This is a genomic window from Streptomyces sp. 4N124 (genome assembly GCF_052245395.1).
Classification (GTDB): domain Bacteria; phylum Actinomycetota; class Actinomycetes; order Streptomycetales; family Streptomycetaceae; genus Streptomyces.
The window spans coordinates 96,473-118,083 of sequence record NZ_JBQQBS010000028.1; the positions used below are offsets into that span (position 1 = coordinate 96,473).

The following is a 21,611-nucleotide window of genomic DNA, read 5'->3' on the forward strand; positions in this document are numbered from 1 at the left end:
TTTTAGTCCGACGTTAGCTTTCGCGTTACCTCGCGGCCACTTGGGTGAGCTCTCCGGGCCGCTGGGGGAGGGATGGCCGGGTGCTGTGACCTCGGTGTCTGCCCGCCCGGCGAGAGATGGCACACACTTGATCGCGGAGCGTGTCCGGCATCGGTGGCGGACAGCAGAAAACCCCACGTGGAGTGGGGTTTTCAGGTGGTGTCCGAGGGGGGACTTGAACCCCCACGCCCGATAAAGGGCACTAGCACCTCAAGCTAGCGCGTCTGCCATTCCGCCACCCGGACAAGGTGTGTGTCGTGCGGGGGTTCCCCCGCGGCGACGAAGGAAACATTACCAGGCTCCGGAGGGTGGCCGATCACCCCCTGTCGCCGCGTGAACGGCGTGTGACGGGGCGGGCGGGGTCTTGGGGCGGACCGGCGGGGGAGGGAGGATGAGGGGGACCACCAGCAGTGACAGTGGGAGGAAGCAGCGTGAGCGGGACGGACACGGCCAGCAGCGTCACCGGCGAGGACGAGGTCGTGGACCTCTGCCGCGAGCTCATCCAGATCGACACCAGCAACTACGGCGACCACTCGGGACCCGGCGAGCGCAAGGCGGCCGAGTACGTCGCCGAGAAGCTCGCCGAGGTGGGGCTCGAACCGCAGATCTTCGAGTCCCACCCGGGACGCGCGTCCACGGTGGCCCGGATCGAGGGCGAGGACCCCTCCCGGCCCGCGCTGCTCATCCACGGGCACACCGACGTCGTACCGGCCAACGCCCAGGACTGGACCCACCACCCCTTCTCCGGCGAGATCGCGGACGGGTGCGTGTGGGGCCGCGGGGCCGTCGACATGAAGGACATGGACGCGATGACCCTCGCGGTCGTCCGCGACCGCCTGCGCAGCGGACGCAAGCCCCCGCGCGACATCGTCCTCGCCTTCCTCGCGGACGAGGAGGCGGGCGGGACGTACGGTGCCAAGCACCTGGTCAAGAAACACCCGGACCTCTTCGAGGGCGTCACCGAGGCGATCGGCGAGGTCGGCGGGTTCTCCTTCACCGTCAACGAGAAGCTGCGGCTGTATCTCGTGGAGACCGCCCAGAAGGGCATGCACTGGATGCGGCTCACCGTGGACGGCACGGCCGGGCACGGCTCGATGACGAACAACGACAACGCCATCACCGAGCTGTGCGAGGCCGTCGGGCGGCTCGGGCGGCACACGTGGCCGGTACGGGTCACGAAGACCGTACGGTCCTTCCTCGACGAGCTGTCCGACGCGCTCGGCACCGAACTCGACCCCGAGGACATGGACGAGACGCTGGCCAAGCTCGGCGGCATCGCCAAGATGGTCGGCGCGACGCTGCGGAACTCGGCGGCGCCCACGATGCTCGGCGCCGGCTACAAGGTCAACGTCATCCCCGGCCAGGCGACCGCGCACGTCGACGGGCGCTTCCTGCCTGGCTACGAGGAGGAGTTCCTCGCCGACCTCGACCGGATCCTCGGCCCGCGGGTGCAGCGGGAGGACGTGCACGGCGACAAGGCGCTGGAGACCGACTTCGACGGCAAGCTCGTCGACGCCATGCAGAGCGCCCTGAGCGCCGAGGACCCGATCGCCCGGGCCGTCCCCTACATGCTCTCCGGCGGCACCGACGCCAAGTCCTTCGACGACCTCGGCGTCCGTTGCTTCGGCTTCGCGCCGCTGCAGTTGCCGCCGGAGCTGGACTTCGCGGGCATGTTCCACGGTGTGGACGAGCGGGTGCCCGTGGAGGGGCTGAAGTTCGGGGTGCGGGTGCTCGACCGCTTCATCGACGCGTCATGAGGTGTTGACGTCGGTATTCGCCCGCCCGTACGGAGATCTCCCGGGAAGGGTGAAGACGACCATAAGCTCGTAGCCCTATTCATTCCTCCTCGTTACAGCTGATGTGATCCGCGACTTTGGATCGCATTGCCAACAAGGAGGAATAATGATCAAGAAGGTCGTCGCCGCTGCTGCCGCCACTGGCGGTCTGGTTCTCGCGGGTGCGGGCCTTGCCGTTGCCGACTCGGGTGCCCAGGGTGCTGCCGTGCACTCCCCCGGCATTGCTTCGGGCAACGTCGTCCAGGCGCCGGTTCACGTCCCGGTGAACGTCTGCGGCAACACGATCTCGGTCGTCGGGCTGCTGAACCCCGCCTTCGGCAACACCTGCGTCAACAAGTGACGCTGCCTCTCTGAGGTTCTCGTGCACACCGCCGGTCCCGGAGCGCACAGCAAGCGCTCCGGGACCGGCCGGTCTTTCCGCGTCGGTAACGCAGGGACAAGGCAGGTAAGCAGCAATGAGACAGGTCACCCGCAAAGGCCTGATGACCGTGGCGGCCGCGACCGGCGTGATCGCCGCCGCCGGCGGCCACGCGCACGCCGACTCGGGCGCGAACGGCTCGAGTTCGCACTCGCCCGGCGTGCTGTCGGGCAACACGGTGCAGGCGCCGGTGGACGTGCCGGTCAACGTCTGCGGCAACACGGTCAACGTCGTCGGGATCCTCAACCCGGCGATGGGCAACAAGTGCGTCAACCAGGGCGGGAACAGCGGTCACGGCGGCTCCGGCGGCGGCTCGCAGGCCGACGGCCACGCCAAGGACTCCCCGGGCATCGGCTCGGGCAACCACGTCCAGGCGCCGGTCCACGTCCCGGTGAACGTCTGCGGCAACAGCGTCGACATCATCGGCATCGGCAACGGCACCAAGGGCAACGACTGCGCGAACAACGGCGGTTCCGGCGGCGGGCAGCCGAGCACACCTCCCGGCGGGGGCGACCACGAGACGCCGCCGCCCGGAAATCCGGACGAGCCGGGCAACCCCGAGCAGCCCGGCGACCCCGGGCAGCCGGGCGATCCCGGCCAGCCCGGCAACCCCGTGGAGCCCGGTACGCCGCCCGGCGTGGACGACGAGACGCCGGACGGCGGCGACGGCTCCTCGCGGGGCAACCAGCCCGGCGCCCAGTCGATCCCCCAGCCGCAGGGCAGCGCCCAGCTCGCCCACACCGGCGGTGACCTTCCCCTCGGCCTCGTCCTCCCGGTCGGCGCGGGAGCACTGCTGGCGGGCACGGTCCTCTACCGCAGGGCACGCGCCTCGGCGTAGCGACACCGCACGGAAACGGAGCGGGCCCCGCCGTGGCGGGGCCCGCTCCGTTTTTCTCCTGCCTCAGCTCACCACGTGGCGCGCACCTGGCGGATGATCCGTCGGCGCAGCCGCACCCTGCGGCTTCCGTCCCGCAGCAGACTCAGGCGGTCCAACTCCCAGTGTCCGTACTCGGCATGGTCCGTCAGCAGTCGTGTGGCGTCCTTGCGAGAGACCCCGCGCGGCACGTACACGTCGACAAATTCGTATTCCGGCATCGCATCTATTGTGCGGGCAGAGCCCCTGTACGGATAGCGTCTGCCCTATGTCTGATGCTGAGCAGCCCACCGCTGCCGAGGTACGCGCCGCCGCCGAGGCGGTCAAGACCGCGCTCGACCGCCACCTGGCCGCGGTCGAACGCCGGTCGGGGGAGGACGACCCGACCGTCTACGAGGCGTTCAACCAGCTCGCCGCGGCCGCCGAGGCGTACGACGAGCTGCTCTACGACCGCTACGACGAGGTCACCCCCTTCGAGATCCCCGGGACCGAAGACGCGCTGCCGCCGTACGCGGGGCCCGAGGAGCCGAACGCGCTGAGCGTGCTGATCCGCCGCGACTACGCCGTGGTGGAACCGCAGCGGCTGCTGGCGCAGGCCCAGCGGGTCGAGGCGGCGGACGACGAGAGCCGGGACGGTGCGGGGGCCTCCGGCACCGTGCACGGGGCGCTGGGCCTCCTGTTCGGCGAGTTCGAACCGGACGAGATCGCCTCACGGCACAAGGAGTTCGGCCTGGAGGAGGGCGACTCCACGCTCTGGGTGACCGCGGCGGACGACCCCGCCGATCCCGGCGAGTGGCTGGAGGCACCCTTCGAGGCGATCGACCCGCAGCAGGTGGTCTGCCGGTTCGACGTCAGTGCCGTCTTCGACGACGAGATCGAGGACGACGTGGACGACGATCTCGAGGACGAACTCGACCCGGACGAGGACGAAGAAGAGCCCGAGGACGAAGCGGACGACGAGGCCGAGGACGAGGTCGAGGACGAGGTCGAGGAAGAGGACCTGGAGCGGCTGGACGCGGACCGCTGACGGGCTGAACACCGACCGGTACGACGGCGGTGGTCACGGAGGTTCCGGCCTCCGCGGCCACCGCCGTCGTCCGTGTCGAGCGTTTCCGTGTCAGCCCGCCGCCGGGATCTGCGGGGCCAGCAGAACGGGCAGGCGGGTCGTCCTGGGCTTGGGCGGGACCTCGGCCACCGCGCGCGGGAGCGCCTGCTCGACGCCGTGGACCACCGACAGATGGCGCTCCGCCCGGCCGAAGGCGGTGTAGACCCAGGGGCGGCTGAGGACCTGCGCGGCGTCGCCGGGCAGCACCACGACCACCGCGGGCCACCGGGCACCCACCGCCTGGTGCGCGGTCAGCGCCCACCCGTGCCGCACGGACTGCTCCACCCGCTCCTTCGGTACGACGACCTGGGCGCCCGCACACGACAAGTGCAGCCCGTCGGCGTCGGCCTTCACCACCTGGCCCGGCAGCGTACGGCCCGGCGCGGGGGAGTAGGCGATCCGGTCGCCGGGGTCGAAGCCACCGAACCGGCCGGGGCCGGGGTTCAGCCGCTCCTTCAGTGCCGTGTTCAGCGCGCGCGTACCGGCCGCACCGCCGTGGCCCGGCGTGATGACCACGGTCTGTTCGGCCGGCACGCCGATCGCCCGCGGCACCGAGTCCGCGACGAGCTGCACGGTCCGGTGCACGGCCTCGCCCGCGTCCCGCACCGGCACGATCACCAGCTCCTTGCCGGGGGAGTCCACCTGGTTCAGCTCGCCGATGCCGATTCCGGAGACCAGCTCGCCCAGCGGACCGGGGTCGGGCTGCCGGGAGGCGATCTGCGGGCAGACCCGCGCCGCCAGCAGATCCGCGAACACCCGCCCCGGGCCCGTCGACCACAGCACCCCCGGATCCCCGGCCAGCAGCAGCCGCGCCCCGTCCGGCAGCGACTCCGAGAGCAGCGCCGCCGTCTCCACGTCCAGCTGCGGAGCGTCCAGCACCACGAGGAGGTCGAGGTCGAGAGCACCGTCCGCGTCCCGGCCGGGGCCCTCGGCACCGGAGAGGAGGCCGGACACGGTGGTGACCCGGGAGTCGCCCGGCTCGCTCACCAGCGCCGCGAACCGCGTACGGCCCAGCGGGCTGTGGGTGGCGGCCCAGGCGCGGAGGCCGAGTTCGGAGGCCGTGCGCAACAGTGCCGCCGGTTCGGTCAGGGACGCCTCGCCGCCCGTGTGCAGCACGAGACCGTGGGACGCGACCGCGCGGATCAACTCGCCCGCGGAGCCCGCTTCCGACGCGGCCCGCTCCCACTCGCCGGCCGAACCGTCCTGCTTGGGCACCGAGTTGATCAGCCGGGCCAGTCCGTCGGCGAGGCTCTCCTCGGCGAGGGCGTACCGCTCCAGGCCGACCAGGACCCGGACCGGCCGCTCCTCGTCGCCCTCGTCGGCCGCGTCGCCGCCCTTGTCGTCCAACGCGTCCTGGAAGGCCAGGGCCTCGCCCTCCGCGAGGGCGTTCTGTACGGCGGTGTCCGCGTCCGGCACGCCCCGCTGGGTCAGTGCGGCGGTGAGCGCCGGCCGCTCCAGGGCGGTGTGTCCGGCCAGGGCGGCCTGCTCCAGCAGCCAGACGGTGAGCGCACGGCCGCGCCGCTCGTCGTCCGGGCCGGACTCGGCGCCGAGCAGCGCCCGCGCGAACCCGTCGGCCTGCTCGGGACGCACCCCGGTGACCCGCAGCAACTGCCAGGGGTCCGCCCGCAGCACGTCGCCCGCGCTCTCGCCGAGGGCCGTGGCGACCTGCGGGGCGAGCGTCTCCGGGGCGCCGCCGTCGGCCAGCACACCGCGCACGGCGTCGACGGCCTTGACCGCGCCGGCCGTCTGGGCCGCCTCGGTCTGCGGGCGGCGCACCGGCTCGGAGGCGGGGCGGCGAGGCGTCGGCTCCGGCTCGCTGAACACGGTGGCCGCGGGCTTCTCGCCGCTCTCCACGGCGCGCACGGCCGCGAGCAGATCGGCGGCCGTTCCGCTGAGCTTCGCCCCGGCCGTGATGGGCGCCGCCTTCTCGGCCTTCCGACGCTCGATCCGCTCCCGCTCGATCCGCTGCGCGGCAAGCTCGGCCTCGGCCTCGGACAACTTGGCGGCGGCAGCGACTTCATCGTCCTGGCTCTGGACCTCGCCGGACTCGGCTGGGCCCTGTTTCTGGGTCTCGCCTGCGTCGGCTGAGTCCCGGCTCTGCGTCTCGCCCGCATCGGCTGTGCCTTGGCCGCCGTCCGCGTCGGCCCCGCTCTCGTCGGCGTCGGCCCCGGCCGACTCGCCCCCGACGTCTCCGCCGTCCCCGGCCGACTCGACCTCCCTGGTCCCCGTCTCCCCGGCGGCGCCCTCCCGCGCGGCGCCCGGGGTCCCCGGCTCGGCGTGCGCGGCGTCCTCGGTGGGCTCGGGCTCCGTGCTCACAGCATGCTCCAGTCGTGATCGGGATAGCGGTGCACGGGCGCTGACACATCGTCGAGCGCCCGGCAGATCTCGTCAGGAAGACTAAGGGCCTCCACTGACAATGCCGCCGTGAGCTGCTGCGCGTTGCGCGCGCCGACGATGGGCGCGGCCACCCCGGGCCGGTCGCGGACCCAGGCGAGGGCCACCTGGAGCGGCGTCACGGCGAGCCCGTCCGCCGCCGTCGCCACGGCGTCCACGATCCGGCTCGCGGTGTCGTCGAGGTACGGCGCGACGAACGGCGCCAGATGCTCGGACGCGCCCCGCGAGTCGGCCGGCGTCGCGTTGCGGTACTTGCCGGTCAGGACTCCGCGGCCGAGCGGGGAGGAGGGCAGCAGGCCGATGCCGAGGTCGAGGGCGGCGGGCAGCACCTCGCGTTCGACGCCGCGCTGGAGCAGCGAGTACTCCAGCTGCGTACCGGCCAGCCGGGTCCGTGCGCCCGGCGCCGTCAGCTGCCAGGTGGCCGCCTTGGCAAGCTGCCAGCCGCAGAAGTTGGAGACGCCCGCATAGCGCGCCCGGCCGCTGCTGACCGCCATGTCGAGGGCCTGCAGGGTCTCTTCCAGCGGGGTGAACGGGTCGTAGGCGTGGATCTGCCACAGGTCGACGTAGTCCGTGCCGAGCCGGGCCAGCGAGGCGTCCAGCGCGGCGAGCAGATGGCCGCGTGAGCCGTCGACGCGGACATCCGGGTCGGGCACGCTGCCCGCCTTCGTGGAGATCACCAGGTCCCGGCGCGGGACCAGGCCTTCTATGAGTCGTCCGAGCAGATACTCGGCCTCCCCGTCGCCGTACACGTCGGCCGTGTCGATGAGCGTCCCGCCCGCTTCCCAGAACGTCTTCAAGAGGTCCGCGGCGTCGTGCTCGTCGGTGTCCCTGCCCCAGGTGAGGGTGCCGAGCCCGATGCGGGACACGCGCAGGCCGGTGCGGCCGAGATGCCTCTGCTCCATGGACGCCGAGATTACTGGCCACGACCTGTGATGTGGGGGCCTGTGGATGACCAGTTTCCCCACCCCCACGCTAAGGTCTCCGGACAAGGGACGTTACTGATCGGTAAGGGGAATCCGCCATGCAGCTCGGGATCAACCTCGGCTACTGGGGCGCCGGAATGGACGCGGACAATCTCGCGGTCGCGAAGGAGGCCGACCGGCTCGGGTACGCCGTCTGCTGGGCCGCCGAGGCGTACGGCTCGGACGCGGCCACCGTGCTCACCTGGGTCGCCGCCCAGACCGAGCGCATCGACGTGGGCTCGGCCATCTTCCAGATCCCGGCCCGGCAGCCGGCGATGACCGCCATGACCGCCGCCACGCTCGACTCGCTCTCCGGCGGCCGCTTCCGGCTCGGCCTCGGCGTCTCCGGGCCGCAGGTCTCCGAGGGCTGGTACGGCGTCAAGTTCGACAAGCCGCTCTCCCGGACCCGCGAGTACGTGGAGATCGTACGGAAGGCGATGACGCGGGAGCGGCTGTCGTACGACGGCGAGCACTGGACGCTGCCGCTGCCCGGCGGCCCCGGCAAGCCGATCAAGCTGACCGTGCACCCGGAGCGCGAGCACATCCCGCTGTACATCGCCGCGATCGGCCCCAAGAACCTGGAGCAGACCGGCGAGATCGCCGACGGGGCGCTGCTCATCTTCCCCTCCGCCGACCACCTCGAGGACACCGCGATCAAATATCTGCGGGCCGGGCGGGAGAAGGCCGGGAAGACCATGGACGGGTTCGACGTCTGCCCGACGCTGCCGCTCGCGGTCGGTGCCGACAAGGACGTGACCGCGCTGGCCGACGCCTTCCGCCCGTACACCGCGCTGTACGTCGGCGGCATGGGCAGCGCCAAGCAGAACTTCTACAACCAGCTCGCCCGGCGCATGGGCTACGAGCAGGCCGCCGCCGAGATCCAGGAGAAGTACCTCTCCGGCGACAAGCAGGGCGCCGCGGCCGCCGTACCGCACGAGCTGATCGACCGGACCACGCTGCTCGGCTCCGTCGATCGCATCGCGGACCGGATGAAGGCCTACGCCGCCGCCGGGGTCACCACCCTGTCCCTCAACCCGGCGGGCTTCACGCTGGACGAGCGGCTCGCCTCGCTGCGGGCCGGCACCGAGGCGCTGGAACGGGCCGGGCTGGCGTAACGGCGTGACACTGGGGGAAGTTCTGCGGCCGTGGTGGGGGCTCGGGGGTCTTCCCCGCCACGGCCGTCACGCAGCACAACGCGCCGCAGCGCGCGCGGTTACGCCCTCGGCGGAGCCCGGGGTCATCCTTTTGGCGGAGTTGTCCGACACAGCTGTTGCAGCGTCCCTCGCACCGCATTTGACTCGTTCTTTGCGGAATCCTGCAGAGAGGTGCGCACGATGCTTTCGGCCAAGAGTCTGTTCCAGGAGATCCTCGACAACGACGAGTCCTTCCGCCTGTTCTGCTCCATCGCCGCAAGCGGGGAGTCACAGGGCGGCTGGGAGAACGCCCGTATCGCCGCGCTCGTTCCGGACAGCGAGCGCGCACTCGCCCCCAAGATCACCCGGCATGGCGCGGACGAGGACAAGCACGGGCGGATCTTCAACGCCCTGATGAAGAAGCGCGGCCTCGATCCCGTCCCCGTACCGCCCGAGACCGACTACACCATGCTCCTCGAGAAGAACGGCATCGGCCTCGCGCACGACAAGCTCAAGCGCGACGAGCCGCTCACCGTCCAGGACATCGTCACCTACCTCTCGCACAGCCGGGTCACCGAGCAGCGCGCCTCCGAGGAGATGGAGCTGCTGCGCAAGTACTTCGCCGACCACCCCGACGTCGGCCGGGCGGTGAAGATGATCTCCAACGACGAGGACAACCATCTCGCCTACTGCCACGAGGAACTGCTGCGCTTCGCCCACGCCGGGCACGGCCGGGCCATCCAGCGGACGCTGCGGGAGTGCGCGCTCGCCGAGATCCGGATCTACCGGGACGTCAGCCTCGCCGTCATGTCCCACATGGGGCGCATCCTCGGCTGGCCGAAGCCGAAGGCCGCGCTGCTCGCCGCGGGCATCCACGCGATGTACGCCTACGAGCGGATCGCGGGCTGGCGCCGCATGGTCAGCCTGAAGATGCCGGAACGCCGCGACGCACTCGGCGGCCCCGCCACCTCGGCCCCCGAGTTCGCCTGACGTCTGAAAGATCTGAAAGAAGCGCCTACAACCAGCCCCGGCTCTTGAACAGGCGGTAGAGGAAGACCTCCAGGGCGGCCATGGCCAGGATCAGCGCCGGATACGACCACACCCAGCGCAGCTCCGGCATGTGGTCGAAGTTCATGCCGTAGATCCCCGCGATCATCGTGGGGACCGCGGCCATGGCCGCCCACGCGGAGATCTTCCGCATGTCGTCGTTCTGCCGGACGCTCATCTGGGCCAGATGCGCCGACAGGATGTCCGACACCAGCCGGTCCAGGCCCTCGACGGACTCGTTCACGCGCATCAGGTGGTCGTTGATGTCGCGGAAGAACGGCTGCGCCTTCTCCGGCACGAAGGGCACCCGCAGACCGAACAGGCCGGTGCCCGCGAGCCGGTCCAGTGGCTGGGCCAGCGGTCCGGTGGCCCGGCGGAACTCCAGGATCTGCCGCTTGAAGTTGTAGATGCGGGACGCGGTGTGCCGGGTGCCGCCGCCGGTCGGCGAGAACACCTCCGCCTCCAGCTCCTCCAGGTCGGTGCTCAGCTCGCCCGCCACGTCCACGTAGTGGTCGACGATCGCGTCCGAGATCGCGTACAGCACCCCCGTGGGGCCGTGCCGCAGCATCTCGGGCTCCGCCTCCAGCCGCTTCCGTACCGCCGTGAGCGGTGCCTCCTCGCCGTGCCGCACGGTCACCACGAACGAGTCGCCGATGAAGATCATGACCTCGCCGGAGGTGACGTTGTCGCTCTTGGGCTCGTACGCGACCGGCTTGAGGACCATGAACAGCGAGTCGTCGTACACCTCCAGCTTGGGGCGCTGGTGGGCGGTCAGGGCGTCCTCGACGGCCAGCGGGTGCAGCCCGAACTCCTCCGTCACCTGGTCGAACTCGCGCTCCGTCGGCTCGTACAGCCCGATCCACACGAACGCGTCCCCGCCCACCCGGCACTGCGCCAGGGCGTCGGAGAGGTCCCGCGGCCCCTCCGTGCGCATCCCGTCCCGGTAGATGGCGCAGTCGACGATCACGGAGCGTATTCTCCCGCCCCACGCCCCGAAGTGCACCCGGACGGACGCCTACCCTTGGCCGCATGCCTACGCTGATCCTCGTCCGGCACGGACGATCCACCGCCAATACCGAGGGACTGCTCGCCGGGTGGACGCCCGGGGTCGCCCTCGACGAGCGTGGCGCCGCGCAGGCCGCGGCGCTGCCCGGGAGGCTCGCCGAGCTGCCGATCTCCGAGGTCGTCACCAGCCCGCTGCAGCGCTGCCAGGAGACGATACGGCCGCTGCTGGACGCCCGGCCGGAACTGACCGCCCACACCGACGAGCGGATCGGGGAGTGCCACTACGGCGACTGGTCCGGGCGCAAGCTCGCCGAGTTGATGGACGAGCCGCTGATGGAGGTCGTGCAGGCGCATCCGTCGGCGGCGCAGTTCCCCGGCGGTGAGTCGATGCGGGCCATGGCGACCCGTGCCGCCGAGGCGGTGCGCGAGTGGAACGCGCGCGTGGAGCGCGACCACGGCGCCGATGCCGTCTATGTCATGTGCTCGCACGGCGACCTCATCAAGTCCCTCGTGGCGGACGCGCTCGGACTCCATCTCGACCTCTTCCAGCGGATCTCCGTAGAGCCGTGTTCCATCACCGCGATCCGTTACACCCGCCTGAGGCCGTTTCTCGTTCGCCTCGGTGACACCGGGGATTTCGCCTCCCTTGCGCCTCGCGCGGAACCTCCGTCAGGAGAGGCCAGGGTCGGGGGCGATGCGGGCGCACCGTGATCGTCAACCGCAGTAGGGTGAAGCGGTCGAGGTGGCCCTGACTTGAGTTCCGGTGGCCGCAGCGGCCGGTCCCGATGTCGATTCCAATGGAGACAGGACGTGTCCCGTCAGGTGTTCCTCTACGATCCTCCGGACCGCTTCGTGGCCGGCACGGTCGGACTGCCCGGGCGCCGTACGTTCTTCCTCCAGGCCATCGCAGGATCCCGGGTGACCAGCGTGGCTCTGGAGAAGACCCAGGTCGCCGCGCTCGCCGAGCGCATGGACGAGCTGCTCGACGAGGTGGTACGACGCAGTGGCGGCAGCGCCGCCGTCCCTGCCGTGGCGCCCACCGAGGTCGCCGACACGGCCCCGCTGGAAGCCCCCATCGAGGAGGAGTTCCGGGTCGGCACCATGGCCCTCGCCTGGGACGGCGAGGAACAGCGCATGATCGTCGAGGCGCAGGCCCTCGTGGAGCTGGACGCCGACTCCGAGGAGGACCTCGCCGAGGCCGAGGAGCGGCTGCTCCAGGACGAGGAGAACGGGCCCCCGATGCTGCGGGTCCGGCTCACCGGCGCCCAGGCCCGCGCGTTCGCCAAGCGCGCCCTGGACGTCGTCAACGCCGGGCGGCCGCCGTGCCCGCTGTGCAGCCTCCCGCTCGACCCGGAAGGACACGTATGTCCGCGCCAGAACGGATACCGCCGCGGAGCGTGACCACGGCCCAGCTGCTCACCCGGGGTGAGCTCACGGTCCGCGGGCAGATCCGGGACGCCTCGAACGCGGTGCTGTACTGCTCCGTCTCCCACGAGGGGGAAGCGGCCCACTGCGTCTACAAGCCCGTCCGCGGCGAGCGCCCCCTCTGGGACTTCCCCGACGGCAACCTCGCCCGGCGCGAGGTCGCCGCGTACGAGGTCTCCGAGGCCACCGGATGGGGCCTGGTGCCCACCACCGTGCTGCGCGACGGGCCGTACGGCGAGGGCATGGTCCAGCTGTGGATCGAGGCGCAGCCGGAGGAGAGCGAATTGCTCGCCCTCGTCGACGGTGAGGAGCCGGAGGAGGGCTGGAAGGCGATCGGCTTCGCCGAGGTCGGCGACGGAAAGACGGCGCTGCTGGTGCACGCCGACGACGCTCGGCTGCGCCGCCTCGCCGTCCTCGACGCCGTGATCAACAACGCGGACCGCAAGGGCGGCCATCTGCTGCCGGCCGCCGACGGCCGGCTGTACGGCATCGATCACGGCGTGACCTTCAACACCGAGAACAAGCTGCGCACGCTGCTGTGGGGGTGGGCGGGCGAGCCGCTCACGGGTGAGGCCGTCGATGTCCTCAAGGGCCTCAAGGACGCCTTGGGGGACGGCGGAGCCCTGGCGGAGCGTCTGGCCGGGCTGATCACCGGTGCCGAACTCGACGCCACGCGCGCGCGTGTTGACGCGTTGCTCACCGCGGGGGTCCATCCGGTGCCGAGCGGCGAGTGGCCCGCCATTCCGTGGCCGCCGGTGTAGTGCCGCCGATGTAGGGAACAACGGGCACGGCCGGCGACGTTCCGCAAGAGTGCGCTACCGGCCATCCGGCCTGGTCCGGTTCGAATACGGAACTTCCGTCCGGTTAGGCTCATGACATGCATGCCTGGCCCGCTTCCGAGGTCCCCGCCCTGCTTGGTCAGGGCCGCGACCTGAGGATCCACGACACAGCGACCGATGGGCTCGTCACCCTCGACCCCGGTCCCGTCGCCCGTATCTACGTCTGCGGCATCACCCCGTACGACGCGACCCACATCGGTCACGCGGCGACCTACAACGCGTTCGACCTCGTGCAGCGCGTGTGGCTCGACACCAAGCGGCAGGTTCACTACGTCCAGAACGTGACCGACGTCGACGATCCACTGCTGGAGCGCGCCCAGCGGGACAACGTCGACTGGGTCGCCCTCGCCGAGCAGGAGACGGCCCTCTTCCGCGAGGACATGACCGCCCTGCGGATGCTGCCGCCGCAGCACTACATCGGCGCGGTGGAGGCGATACCCGGCATCGTGCCGCTCGTCGAGCGACTGCGTGACGCGGGTGCCGCCTACGAACTCGAAGGGGACATCTACTTCTCCGTCGAGTCCGACCCGAACTTCGGCAAGGTCTCCCGCCTCGACGCGGCCGCCATGCGGCTGCTGTCCGCCGAGCGCGGCGGCGACCCCGACCGGCCGGGCAAGAAGAACCCGCTGGACCCGATGCTGTGGATGGCCGCCCGCGAGGGCGAGCCCAGCTGGGACGGCGGTTCGCTCCGCCGCGGGCGGCCCGGCTGGCACATCGAGTGCGTCGCCATCGCCCTGGACCACCTCGGGATGGGCTTCGACATCCAGGGCGGCGGCTCCGACCTCGCCTTCCCGCACCACGAGATGGGCGCCTCGCACGCCCAGGTGCTGACCGGCGAGTTCCCCATGGCCAAGGCGTACGTCCACGCCGGCATGGTCGCGCTGCACGGCGAGAAGATGTCGAAGTCCAAGGGCAACCTGGTCTTCGTCTCCACGCTCCGCCGCGAGGGCGTCGACCCGGCCGCGATCAGGCTGGCCCTGCTCGCCCACCACTACCGGGCCGACTGGGAGTGGACCGACCAGGTCCTGGAGGACGCCGTCGCGCGCCTCGACCGCTGGCGTGCCGCCGTCTCCCGCCCCGACGGACCGCCCGCCGAGACGCTGGTCGCGGAGATCCGCGAGGCCCTTGCGAACGACCTGGACGCCCCGGCCGCCCTCGTCGCCGTCGACCGCTGGGCGGCGCTCCAGCAGGAGCGGGGCGGCACGGACGAGGGCGCCCCCGGCGTCGTATCGCGCGCGGTGGACGCTCTGCTGGGCGTGGCCCTGTAATCAGGCGGAAGGGCGCTTCCTCCCCTAGGGAGGAAGCGCCCCTTTTTCACATGCGCGTCAGATCCGCTGGATCCGTACGCTGCGCAGCACGTTCGGCGACTGGGTGTCCCAGATGCCGACGACCTGGTGGCCGAACGCGAAGGCCTGCTGGATCTGCTGGTGGATCTGCGGGTTCGGGTTGTTGAGGACCCGGAACTGGTTGTTGATGCGCAGGAAGATCTGGTGCGGCTGCCCCTGGAGCGGGTGGACGATGTCGATGAAGCCGTTCGCCACGCCGGAGGCCAGGGCCTGCGCCTGCACCTGCTGGACGACCTGCTGCACCGCCAGCAGCGCGACCTGCTGCAGTTGCTGCTGCACCTGCTGCTCGGCCTGCTGAGCCTGCTGGTCCTGCTGGGGAGCGAACTGCTGCTGCTGGCCCAGCTGCTGAAGCAACTGCTGGTACGGCTGCTGCTGGCCGAGCTGCTGGAGCTGCTCCAGCGAGCCGCTCATGCCCATGCCGTACGGCTGTTGCTGACCGTAGCCCTGCTGCTGCCCGAACGGCTGCTGCTGGTACGGCGACGTGCTGGGGAACTGCTGGCCCTGCTGTAGTCCCATGTGACTCATCTGCGGGGTGGTGCTCATACGGGTGTCACCTTCCCTTGATGTGATGGGCTGCGTCAGCCGGTGATCACCAGGCCGACGATCTCGTCGTCCGAGAACCACACTCGGACATCGGGCCGTCCCCCCGCGAAGGCGGTGTGCACCGCCTGGCGGATGTCGGGGGACGGGTGGTTCAGGTTGCGCCAGGCGCCGGCCACGAACAGCCGGAGCCGCGGCGGGAGTTCACGGGGGTACGGGAGCAACTCGTCCCAGTACCGTTCGGCCCGGCCCGAGCCGACCGCCTGCGGCAGCAGCTGGGTCACCGCCGCCTTGATGTCGGGCCGGTTGCCGATCCGCTGGGATGCGGGCCGGCCCGGTGCGTCCTGCTGCGGGGAACCCGTGGCCCGCAGCACCGCACGGGCACGTTCCGGTGTCATCGGGGGCTGGCCGGCCGCCTTGAGCATGCCTTGCAGCGCGGCCAGTGCGCCGACAACCACCGGGGAGGCGGAGGACGTACCGGAGAACGTGTCCGTGTACCAGGCGATCTCCTCGGGCCCGCCCTGCAGATCGCCGGGCCGGTCCCAGAAGCCGCCGGTGGTCGTGACCTCGCGGCCCCAGCCCTGGGCGTCCAGCCGGGCGCCGTAGTTGGAGAACGCGAGCCGTGACCGGTCCGGGCCGTGATCGCGGCCGTGCGTGCCGGGCGGCGGTGCGCCCGCACCGACCAGGACGGCGCCGGAGGACTGGTTGGAGGGGTTGAAGGGGTTGCGCCAGGTCTCCGGGAACTCGTCCGGGCGGCGCTCGTAGACGGCGTCGTCGAGGGACTCGCCGCCGTTGCCGGCGGCCTCCACGACGAGCACGCCCTTGGCGGTGGCGTAGCGGATGGCCGCGTAGTCGTCCGGCCACCACTCGATCGCGACGTAGCCGTGCTGGTCGTCGCGCTCGGCGAAGTCCAGCCGCGGGCCCGGGCGATGGAGCTCGATCAGCACGATGTCGCCCGGCGCGAGCCGGTCGGCGGCGGCGTGGATCGCCGCCGCGGTGCCGATGCCGTGGAAGGACGCGGCCGCGGTCACCGCGTCGGGCACGATGCCGTTGACGCCGTACTCGTTGCGGTCGCCGCCGATCACGCCGATCACGGCGGTGCCGTGGTTGCGCCAGGCGACGTCGGTCAGCGGGGTGCCGACGACGACGCCGGCGAGCTTGGCGGCGAGGTCCTCATGGCCCAGCTGCCAGGCGCCCTCGACGTCGATCACGGTCACGCCGTGGCCGGTGCCGCCGGGCCGCTGCCAGGCCCAGTGCGCGTCGATGCCCTCGGGCGCCGGACGCAAGTAGCCCTGCCTGCTGCTGAAGTCGGGTGTGACCGGGGCGCCTTCCTTCAGCCGCCGGTTCTCCTCGGAGCTCTGCAGGGAGGCGGGCACGGCGCCGGGTTTCACATACGCCGTGTCGATCCCCGGCAGTGCGGCGATCCGTGAACGCAGCTCCTGTGCGCGGCTCTCGCCGCCGCGTACGCGGTAGAACAGCGCGAGGTCAGGAGTGTCCTCCGGACCCGCGGTGGCCGACTGCTGGAGCCGTTCCTCGCTGCCGAACAGCGGTTCCAGAGCGAGCTGTTCGTCGCTGAGGAACATGTTGAGTGCCGTCACATCGGCGCCGGCGGCCGAGCGGACGCCCTCGGTCTGGGCACGCAGCCGGGCCTCGGGCCGTGCGACGACGATCAGTTCCTGCTCGGCTCCTCGATAGGTGAATCCCGCTCCGTCGGGCCCCGGCCCGGATGCCCCCGGGCCCTGCGCCGGCTGTACTGGGTCGGTCATCGGGTACCGCTCCCTTCGGTCCGTGCGGATGCCAAGTAGCGGATGGTGCCGAGTCGTACGGGTACGGGTGACAACCAAGCACTCCCACGGCGACTCGTCCACCCCCGTGTTCGTCAACTGGGTTTGGAAACAAGTTGAATTGGGTACCGTGTGCAATTGGCGTGAAAGAGATGTCCCGTAACAATCCGGCCAGAAGCTGTCTACTGGCTGTCGAGGGACTGGGGAGAGCTGCGGAGCCATCCGGCATGTGATGGGGTGGACGCGTCAGTTGACCGTTGGACCAGCCAGTCGGCCGGTCCCTCCGCGGAAGGACGCACAGTGGCACCCACGCATCGCTCCTTCGCACATGGCCTCACCCGCCGCAGACTCCTCACGGCCGGTGCCGCGACCGCCGGTGCCGTCCTCGCCGGGGCCACGACGGCCTCGGCCTCCGGGACGTCCTGGCCGACCGTGATCCCGCTGCCCGACGGCTTCCGCCCGGAGGGCATCACCATCGGCGGCGGGCCGTACGCCTACCTCGGCTCGCTCGGCGACGGCTCGATCTACCGGGCCGACCTGCGCACCGGCAAGGGCGGCATCATCTCGACCGGGCCCGGCACGCCCTCGGTCGGCCTCAAACTCGACGACCGGGGACGCCTGTTCGTCGCCGGACGCGGCGAGGGCGCCCGGGTCGTCGACGTCCGCAGCGGCGCGATCCTCGCGTCGTACGCCCTCACCACGGCGACCCCGACCTTCGCCAACGATGTGTTCCTGACCCCCCGCACGGCCTGGTTCACCGACTCCTACCAGCCCGCGCTCTACGCCCTGCCGCTCGGCCGGCGCGGCGCGCTGCCGGACGCGGACGACATCGTGACGATCACCCTGAGCGGCGACTGGAGCCAGGTCCCCGGCGAGGTCGTGAACGCCAACGGCGTCACCCGCACCCCCGACGGCTCGGCCCTGCTGGTCGTGCAGTCCGGGGTCGGCGCCCTGCACCGGGTGGACCCGAAGACCGGCGTCACCAAGATCGTCGACCTCGGCGACGCGGCCCCGCTCACCAACGGCGACGGTCTGCTGCTGCTCGGGCGGACGCTGTACGTCGTCCAGAACCGGCAGAACGCGATCGACGTGTTCACACTCGCGCCCGACGGCACCAGCGGAGTCTTCCGGCGCCGCATCACCGACCCGGACTTCGACGTGCCGACCACGGTCGCCGCATACCGGGACCGGCTCTACCTGCCCAACGCACGGTTCACGACGACTCCGACGCCGACGACCACGTACGACGTGATCGCTGTGGCCCGCTGAGAAAGGCGGAGCGAGAGCCGGAGCGAATACCGAGGCGAGAGCCGGGGCGGTGCGCCTGAACCGTGCCGCCCCGCTTCTCCTCAGTCCTCGGACGAATCCTCGTCGTCCGTGTCCGGCTTCGGGGGCTTCGGCGGCTTGGCACGACCGCCGGGGTTGTCGCCCCGGTCCTTGAGGAACGGCGTGCCCTCTCCGCCCTCCGTGGCGTGGCCGCCCGGAGTGTCCCGGCGCCGCAGATACCGCTCGAACTCGCGGGCGATCGCCTCGCCCGACGCCTCCGGCAGCTCGGCGGTGTCCCGGGCCTCCTCCAGCGTCTGCACGTACTCGGCGACCTCGGTGTCCTCGGCGGCCAGCTGGTCCACGCCCACCTGCCAGGCGCGCGCGTCCTCGGGCAGCTCGCCCAGCGGGATGCGTACGTCGATCAGATCCTCCAGGCGGTTGAGGAGGGCCAGCGTCGCCTTCGGGTTGGGCGGCTGCGACACGTAGTGCGGGACGGCCGCCCACAGCGACACGGCCGGCACGCCGGCGTGGGTGCACGCCTCCTGGAGGACGCCGACGATGCCCGTGGGGCCCTCGTACTTGGTCTCCTCCAGGTCCATCCGCTGGGCCAGGTCGGCGTCGGACGTGGTCCCGCTGATCGGGACCGGACGCGTGTGCGGGGTGTCGCCGAGCAGGGCGCCCAGGATGACCACCAGTTCCACGCCCAGCTCGTGTGCGAAGCCGAGCAGTTCGTTGCAGAACGAGCGCCATCGCATGGACGGTTCGATACCGCGGACGAGGACGAGATCGCGGGGCTTCTCACCGCCGATCCGCACCACCGACAACCTTGTCGTCGGCCACGTGATCTTGCGCACTCCGGCGTCCATCCACACGGTGGGGCGGTTCACCTGGAAGTCGTAGTAGTCCTCGGCGTCCAGCGCCGCGAACACCTCGCCCTTCCACTCCCTGTCCAGATGCGCGACCGCGGTGGAGGCGGCGTCGCCGGCATCGTTCCAGCCCTCGAACGCGGCCACCATGACCGGGTCGATCAGCTCGGGAACCCCCTCGAGCTCGATCACCCAGCGCCTCCTTCCGACGTGCCCTCGCCTGACGTCCCAACCTTACGGCGTGCGGGCGGGGCGTCCGCAGCCCCCTGGAGGGGGGAATGCACGCATCACTGCCCAGACCGCCACCCTGGAACACCCTGAAGCTCTCACTCGGGCGAGTGGACCCACCTAAGGGGCGCGGGGAACTGCGCGACCAGCCACAACGAACCGGCACCCGCAAGACGACAAGCACCCCTACGGCGACCCGGCCAAACTCACAACGTGGACCGAAGCCACTGCTCCACGCTCGCGATATGCACCGTCGCCCACGACCTCGCCGCCTCCGCGTCCCGATCACGCAGCGCGGCGAGGATCATGCGGTGCTCGTGCAGGGTGCGGCTGACCGCGTCCTCCTGGGTCAGGCCGCGCCAGATACGCGCGCGGGTGGTGGGACCCGAGAGGCCGTCGAGGAGCGAGCAGAGCACCGAGTTGCCCGAGCTCTGCACGATGCCCCGGTGGAAGTCCAGGTCACACGCGACCAGTTCCTCGACTGACGGCGCGTCGCCGAGCTTTTCCAACTGGGCCGACAGTGCGTCCAGTTGCTGCTCGCTGACCCGCGAGGCCGCCATCGCCGTCGCGGCCGGCTCCAGGATGCGGCGTACGGCCAGGAACTCCAGGACCGTGTCGTCGCGGTGGAAGTCGACGACGAAGCTCAGCGCCTCCAGGAGGAGTTGCGGATCGAGACTGGTGACGTACGTGCCGTCGCCCTGGCGCACGTCCAGGATGCGGATCAGGGACAGGGCGCGCACGGCCTCCCGCAGGGAGTTGCGGGACAGGCCCAGTTCGGAGGCGAGCTCGCTCTCCTTGGGCAGCCGGTCGCCCGGGCGCAGCGCGCCGGAGACGATCATGCCCTTGATCTTTTCGATCGCCTCGTCGGTGACTGCCATGGCCGGCCTCCCTGTCGTTCAGACATCCGATGTCTCACGCCATTATGGGGGTTCACCATGCTGAACGGGACGCCGAATGCGCAGATCAGGGCAACTGCTCCATCAGCAGCCGCAGCGCCTCCAGGGATACGACAGCACCTCTCTCGACGCCCGCCGCCACCACGTCCCGGTGAGGGTCGTATCCGCCGGTGCCCTGTTCGTCGACGAGTTCGTCGGCGTTGGCACCGTCCACGACCAGCACACCCCCGGCCACCAGCCCGCGCAGCGAGGCCGTCACCAGCAGCGCGGACAGTTCCATCTCGATCGCCGCGAGCCCTGCGCCACCGTACGGGAAGAGGGGCAGCAGCCCCGGCTGGAAGGCGGCCCGCGTCCACACGATGCCACGGTGGTGCGGGGCGCCCGCCTCGCGTGCCGCGCGCTGAAGGGCGAACACCGCCTCGGGGGAGGAAACCGCCGGGTACTCGGGCGGCAGCAGTTGGTGGGTGACCCCGTCGTCCCGCACGGCCGCCTCGGCGATGACCAGATCGCCGTCGCCGATGCCCGGCCTCATCGCGCCCGCCGTACCGAACCGCAGAAAGGTGTGTACGCCCGCGTCGGCCAGCTCCTGGAACAGCAGGATCGCGCCCGGAGCGCCCACCCCGTGCGAGGCGACGGTGACCGGCAGGCCCTTCCAACTCCCGCTGAACACACGGTATTCGCGGTGGTACGAGACCTCTTCGGCGCCGTCGAGCAGCGCGGCGACGACCGCCGCGCGCGCCGGGTCGCCCACGACGATGGCGTGGGCCGGGAGCCCGGTGCGGGGTATTCGGGTGACGGGCAGCAGATCACGGGGCATGGGACGACGTTACCGAGGGCGGGGCCGGGTGCGACGTACCGCACCCGGCCCCGGGAAAGTGACCGCTGTCAGCCGAAGGCCTTCACGGCCTGGTAGTACGTCCAGGCGGTGCTGGTGCAGGCGGTCTTCGTGCCGCCGCTGTAGCTGTTGCACACGCGCTTGAGGTCCTCGTAGAAGGCGCTGTCGAGGCGGGCCTTGTTGGCGTCGAACGCGCCCGCGGCCTTGTAGTTGCGGTAGCCGAAGTCGTGCCGGGCGCAGGACATGGCAAAGGGGAAGCCGAAGGGGTTGTCCGGCGAGGAGGAGCAGTAGTCGGTGGACCAGTTGAACTCGTAGGCGGCCCAGGCGGACTGGTTCGCGCGGGCGGCGGCCCACGCGTCGTAGCTCGACGCGCTGGTCTGGGTCCAGTTGGAGAGGACCTGGGGCTTGTCGGCGGGAACTGCGGTGGCGGTGGCGGCAGTTGCGGTGACGGTGATCAGGGCAAGGGCCGAAGCGGCGAGACCGGTGGAGAGTCTGCGGTGCATCCCACACCTCCATGAGGCCGCGATCCGTCCGTCGGATCGCAGGTTCATGACAAGATGATTGATCCACCATCAGGCCTTTCACACCTCATGTGTCCTAATGGTCCGTTAACTCTCGGACATGCCAGGAGATCGGAGCATGAACCGGACTTGACGGCATGCGAAAGGGGCGGCTCCATCGGCGTGGACACCGTTGGCGAATGCCCCTCGGCTCCGCCCCACCGGTTCTATCCGGTGGGGCGGAGGGCTGCGAAGTGGGATGTCCGGGTGGGGGCGAAGGGTGTTCCGGTGAGCCATGCGTTGACGCGGACGA

Annotated in this window: 21 protein-coding genes and 1 tRNA gene; 11 read left to right on the forward strand and 11 right to left on the reverse strand. The window is 71.0% G+C overall.

All coding sequences use genetic code 11. The features are described from left to right. Nucleotides 1-196: 196 nt before the first annotated feature. Nucleotides 197-284, reverse strand: a tRNA-Leu gene (locus ACTWQO_RS26705). Between the two features lie 186 nt (nt 285-470). On the opposite strand from ACTWQO_RS26705, the gene ACTWQO_RS26710 reads away from it, so the two are divergent. From ACTWQO_RS26710 to ACTWQO_RS26720, 3 genes are all read left to right on the forward strand, one after another. Beyond that, complete coding sequence (locus ACTWQO_RS26710; RefSeq protein WP_443239904.1) at nt 471-1,796, forward strand: M20/M25/M40 family metallo-hydrolase; 1,326 nt, start codon at nt 471-473, stop codon at nt 1,794-1,796. 145 nt (nt 1,797-1,941) lie between these two features. Beyond that, nucleotides 1,942-2,175, forward strand: coding sequence for a chaplin ChpH (gene chpH / locus ACTWQO_RS26715; RefSeq protein ID WP_362943711.1), 234 nt, complete (start codon nt 1,942-1,944; stop codon nt 2,173-2,175). Between the two features lie 115 nt (nt 2,176-2,290). Next, nucleotides 2,291-3,091, forward strand: a complete 801-nt coding sequence (locus ACTWQO_RS26720) for a chaplin family protein (protein ID WP_443239905.1) — start codon at nt 2,291-2,293, stop codon at nt 3,089-3,091. Nucleotides 3,092-3,159: 68 nt separating this feature from the next. Here ACTWQO_RS26720 and ACTWQO_RS26725 read toward each other — a convergent pair whose 3' ends face one another. Next, nucleotides 3,160-3,348 carry a DUF5703 family protein gene (locus ACTWQO_RS26725; protein WP_005485166.1) on the reverse strand — a complete coding sequence of 63 codons (189 nt, stop codon included), beginning with the start codon at nt 3,346-3,348 and terminating at the stop codon, nt 3,160-3,162. A 47-nt stretch (nt 3,349-3,395) separates the two neighbouring features. On the opposite strand from ACTWQO_RS26725, the gene ACTWQO_RS26730 reads away from it, so the two are divergent. Then, nucleotides 3,396-4,154 carry a hypothetical protein gene (locus ACTWQO_RS26730; RefSeq protein WP_443239906.1) on the forward strand — a complete coding sequence of 253 codons (759 nt, stop codon included), beginning with the start codon at nt 3,396-3,398 and terminating at the stop codon, nt 4,152-4,154. Between the two features lie 90 nt (nt 4,155-4,244). On the opposite strand, the gene ACTWQO_RS26735 is transcribed toward ACTWQO_RS26730, so the two are convergent. Together ACTWQO_RS26735 and ACTWQO_RS26740 are read right to left on the reverse strand one after the other, a co-directional pair. Further along, a complete protein-coding gene (locus tag ACTWQO_RS26735; protein ID WP_443239907.1) occupies nt 4,245-6,548 on the reverse strand; it encodes a helix-hairpin-helix domain-containing protein in 2,304 nt (767 codons plus the stop codon). Continuing rightward, entirely contained in the window at nt 6,545-7,528 is a 984-nt protein-coding gene (locus tag ACTWQO_RS26740; RefSeq protein ID WP_443239908.1) for an aldo/keto reductase, read from the reverse strand. Before ACTWQO_RS26740 ends, ACTWQO_RS26735 begins: the two co-directional genes overlap by 4 nt. A 119-nt stretch (nt 7,529-7,647) precedes the next feature. Here ACTWQO_RS26740 and ACTWQO_RS26745 point away from each other — a divergent pair, with 119 nt between their 5' ends. Together ACTWQO_RS26745 and ACTWQO_RS26750 are read left to right on the forward strand one after the other, a co-directional pair. Continuing rightward, on the forward strand, nt 7,648-8,703 hold the full coding sequence (locus ACTWQO_RS26745; protein WP_328367642.1) for an LLM class F420-dependent oxidoreductase: 1,056 nt from the start codon (nt 7,648-7,650) through the stop codon (nt 8,701-8,703). A 219-nt stretch (nt 8,704-8,922) separates the two neighbouring features. Then, a complete protein-coding gene (locus ACTWQO_RS26750; protein WP_443239909.1) occupies nt 8,923-9,711 on the forward strand; it encodes a ferritin-like domain-containing protein in 789 nt (262 codons plus the stop codon). Nucleotides 9,712-9,736: 25 nt separating this feature from the next. Here ACTWQO_RS26750 and corA read toward each other — a convergent pair whose 3' ends face one another. Further along, nucleotides 9,737-10,735 carry a magnesium/cobalt transporter CorA gene (gene corA, locus ACTWQO_RS26755; RefSeq protein WP_443239910.1) on the reverse strand — a complete coding sequence of 333 codons (999 nt, stop codon included), beginning with the start codon at nt 10,733-10,735 and terminating at the stop codon, nt 9,737-9,739. 62 nt (nt 10,736-10,797) lie between these two features. On the opposite strand from corA, the gene ACTWQO_RS26760 reads away from it, so the two are divergent. The 4 genes from ACTWQO_RS26760 to mshC all read left to right on the forward strand — a co-directional run bounded on the left by ACTWQO_RS26760 (nt 10,798) and on the right by mshC (nt 14,305). Further along, a complete protein-coding gene (locus ACTWQO_RS26760) occupies nt 10,798-11,484 on the forward strand; it encodes a histidine phosphatase family protein (RefSeq protein ID WP_443239911.1) in 687 nt (228 codons plus the stop codon). Nucleotides 11,485-11,583: 99 nt separating this feature from the next. After that, nucleotides 11,584-12,174, forward strand: a complete 591-nt coding sequence (locus ACTWQO_RS26765; RefSeq protein WP_301978567.1) for a DUF3090 domain-containing protein — start codon at nt 11,584-11,586, stop codon at nt 12,172-12,174. Further along, nucleotides 12,138-12,959, forward strand: a complete 822-nt coding sequence (locus ACTWQO_RS26770) for an SCO1664 family protein (protein ID WP_443239912.1) — start codon at nt 12,138-12,140, stop codon at nt 12,957-12,959. Before ACTWQO_RS26765 ends, ACTWQO_RS26770 begins: the two co-directional genes overlap by 37 nt. A gap of 116 nt (nt 12,960-13,075) precedes the next feature. Beyond that, nucleotides 13,076-14,305, forward strand: coding sequence for a cysteine--1-D-myo-inosityl 2-amino-2-deoxy-alpha-D-glucopyranoside ligase (gene mshC / locus ACTWQO_RS26775; RefSeq protein ID WP_443239913.1), 1,230 nt, complete (start codon nt 13,076-13,078; stop codon nt 14,303-14,305). A gap of 57 nt (nt 14,306-14,362) precedes the next feature. Here the strand turns inward: mshC and ACTWQO_RS26780 are convergent, their stop codons facing one another. Both ACTWQO_RS26780 and ACTWQO_RS26785 read right to left on the reverse strand, forming a co-directional pair. Next, nucleotides 14,363-14,926, reverse strand: coding sequence for a hypothetical protein (locus ACTWQO_RS26780; RefSeq protein ID WP_443239914.1), 564 nt, complete (start codon nt 14,924-14,926; stop codon nt 14,363-14,365). A gap of 35 nt (nt 14,927-14,961) precedes the next feature. Beyond that, nucleotides 14,962-16,689, reverse strand: coding sequence for a S8 family peptidase (locus tag ACTWQO_RS26785; protein ID WP_443239915.1), 1,728 nt, complete (start codon nt 16,687-16,689; stop codon nt 14,962-14,964). Between the two features lie 318 nt (nt 16,690-17,007). Between ACTWQO_RS26785 and ACTWQO_RS26790 the strand changes: the two genes are divergently transcribed. Further along, nucleotides 17,008-17,976 (forward strand): SMP-30/gluconolactonase/LRE family protein, encoded by a 969-nt coding sequence (locus ACTWQO_RS26790; protein WP_443239916.1) that lies wholly within the window; start codon nt 17,008-17,010, stop codon nt 17,974-17,976. An 80-nt stretch (nt 17,977-18,056) separates the two neighbouring features. Here ACTWQO_RS26790 and ACTWQO_RS26795 read toward each other — a convergent pair whose 3' ends face one another. From ACTWQO_RS26795 to ACTWQO_RS26810, 4 genes are all read right to left on the reverse strand, one after another. After that, the gene (locus tag ACTWQO_RS26795) at nt 18,057-19,031 is read right to left on the reverse strand and encodes a PAC2 family protein (RefSeq protein WP_443239917.1); all 975 of its coding nucleotides are present in this window, start codon (nt 19,029-19,031) and stop codon (nt 18,057-18,059) included. 242 nt (nt 19,032-19,273) lie between these two features. Further along, nucleotides 19,274-19,945, reverse strand: coding sequence for a FadR/GntR family transcriptional regulator (locus ACTWQO_RS26800; RefSeq protein ID WP_443239918.1), 672 nt, complete (start codon nt 19,943-19,945; stop codon nt 19,274-19,276). An 85-nt stretch (nt 19,946-20,030) separates the two neighbouring features. After that, nucleotides 20,031-20,780, reverse strand: a complete 750-nt coding sequence (locus tag ACTWQO_RS26805; protein WP_443239919.1) for a nucleoside phosphorylase — start codon at nt 20,778-20,780, stop codon at nt 20,031-20,033. Between the two features lie 68 nt (nt 20,781-20,848). Next, nucleotides 20,849-21,301 carry a phospholipase gene (locus ACTWQO_RS26810; protein WP_443239920.1) on the reverse strand — a complete coding sequence of 151 codons (453 nt, stop codon included), beginning with the start codon at nt 21,299-21,301 and terminating at the stop codon, nt 20,849-20,851. Nucleotides 21,302-21,611 lie beyond the last annotated feature (310 nt).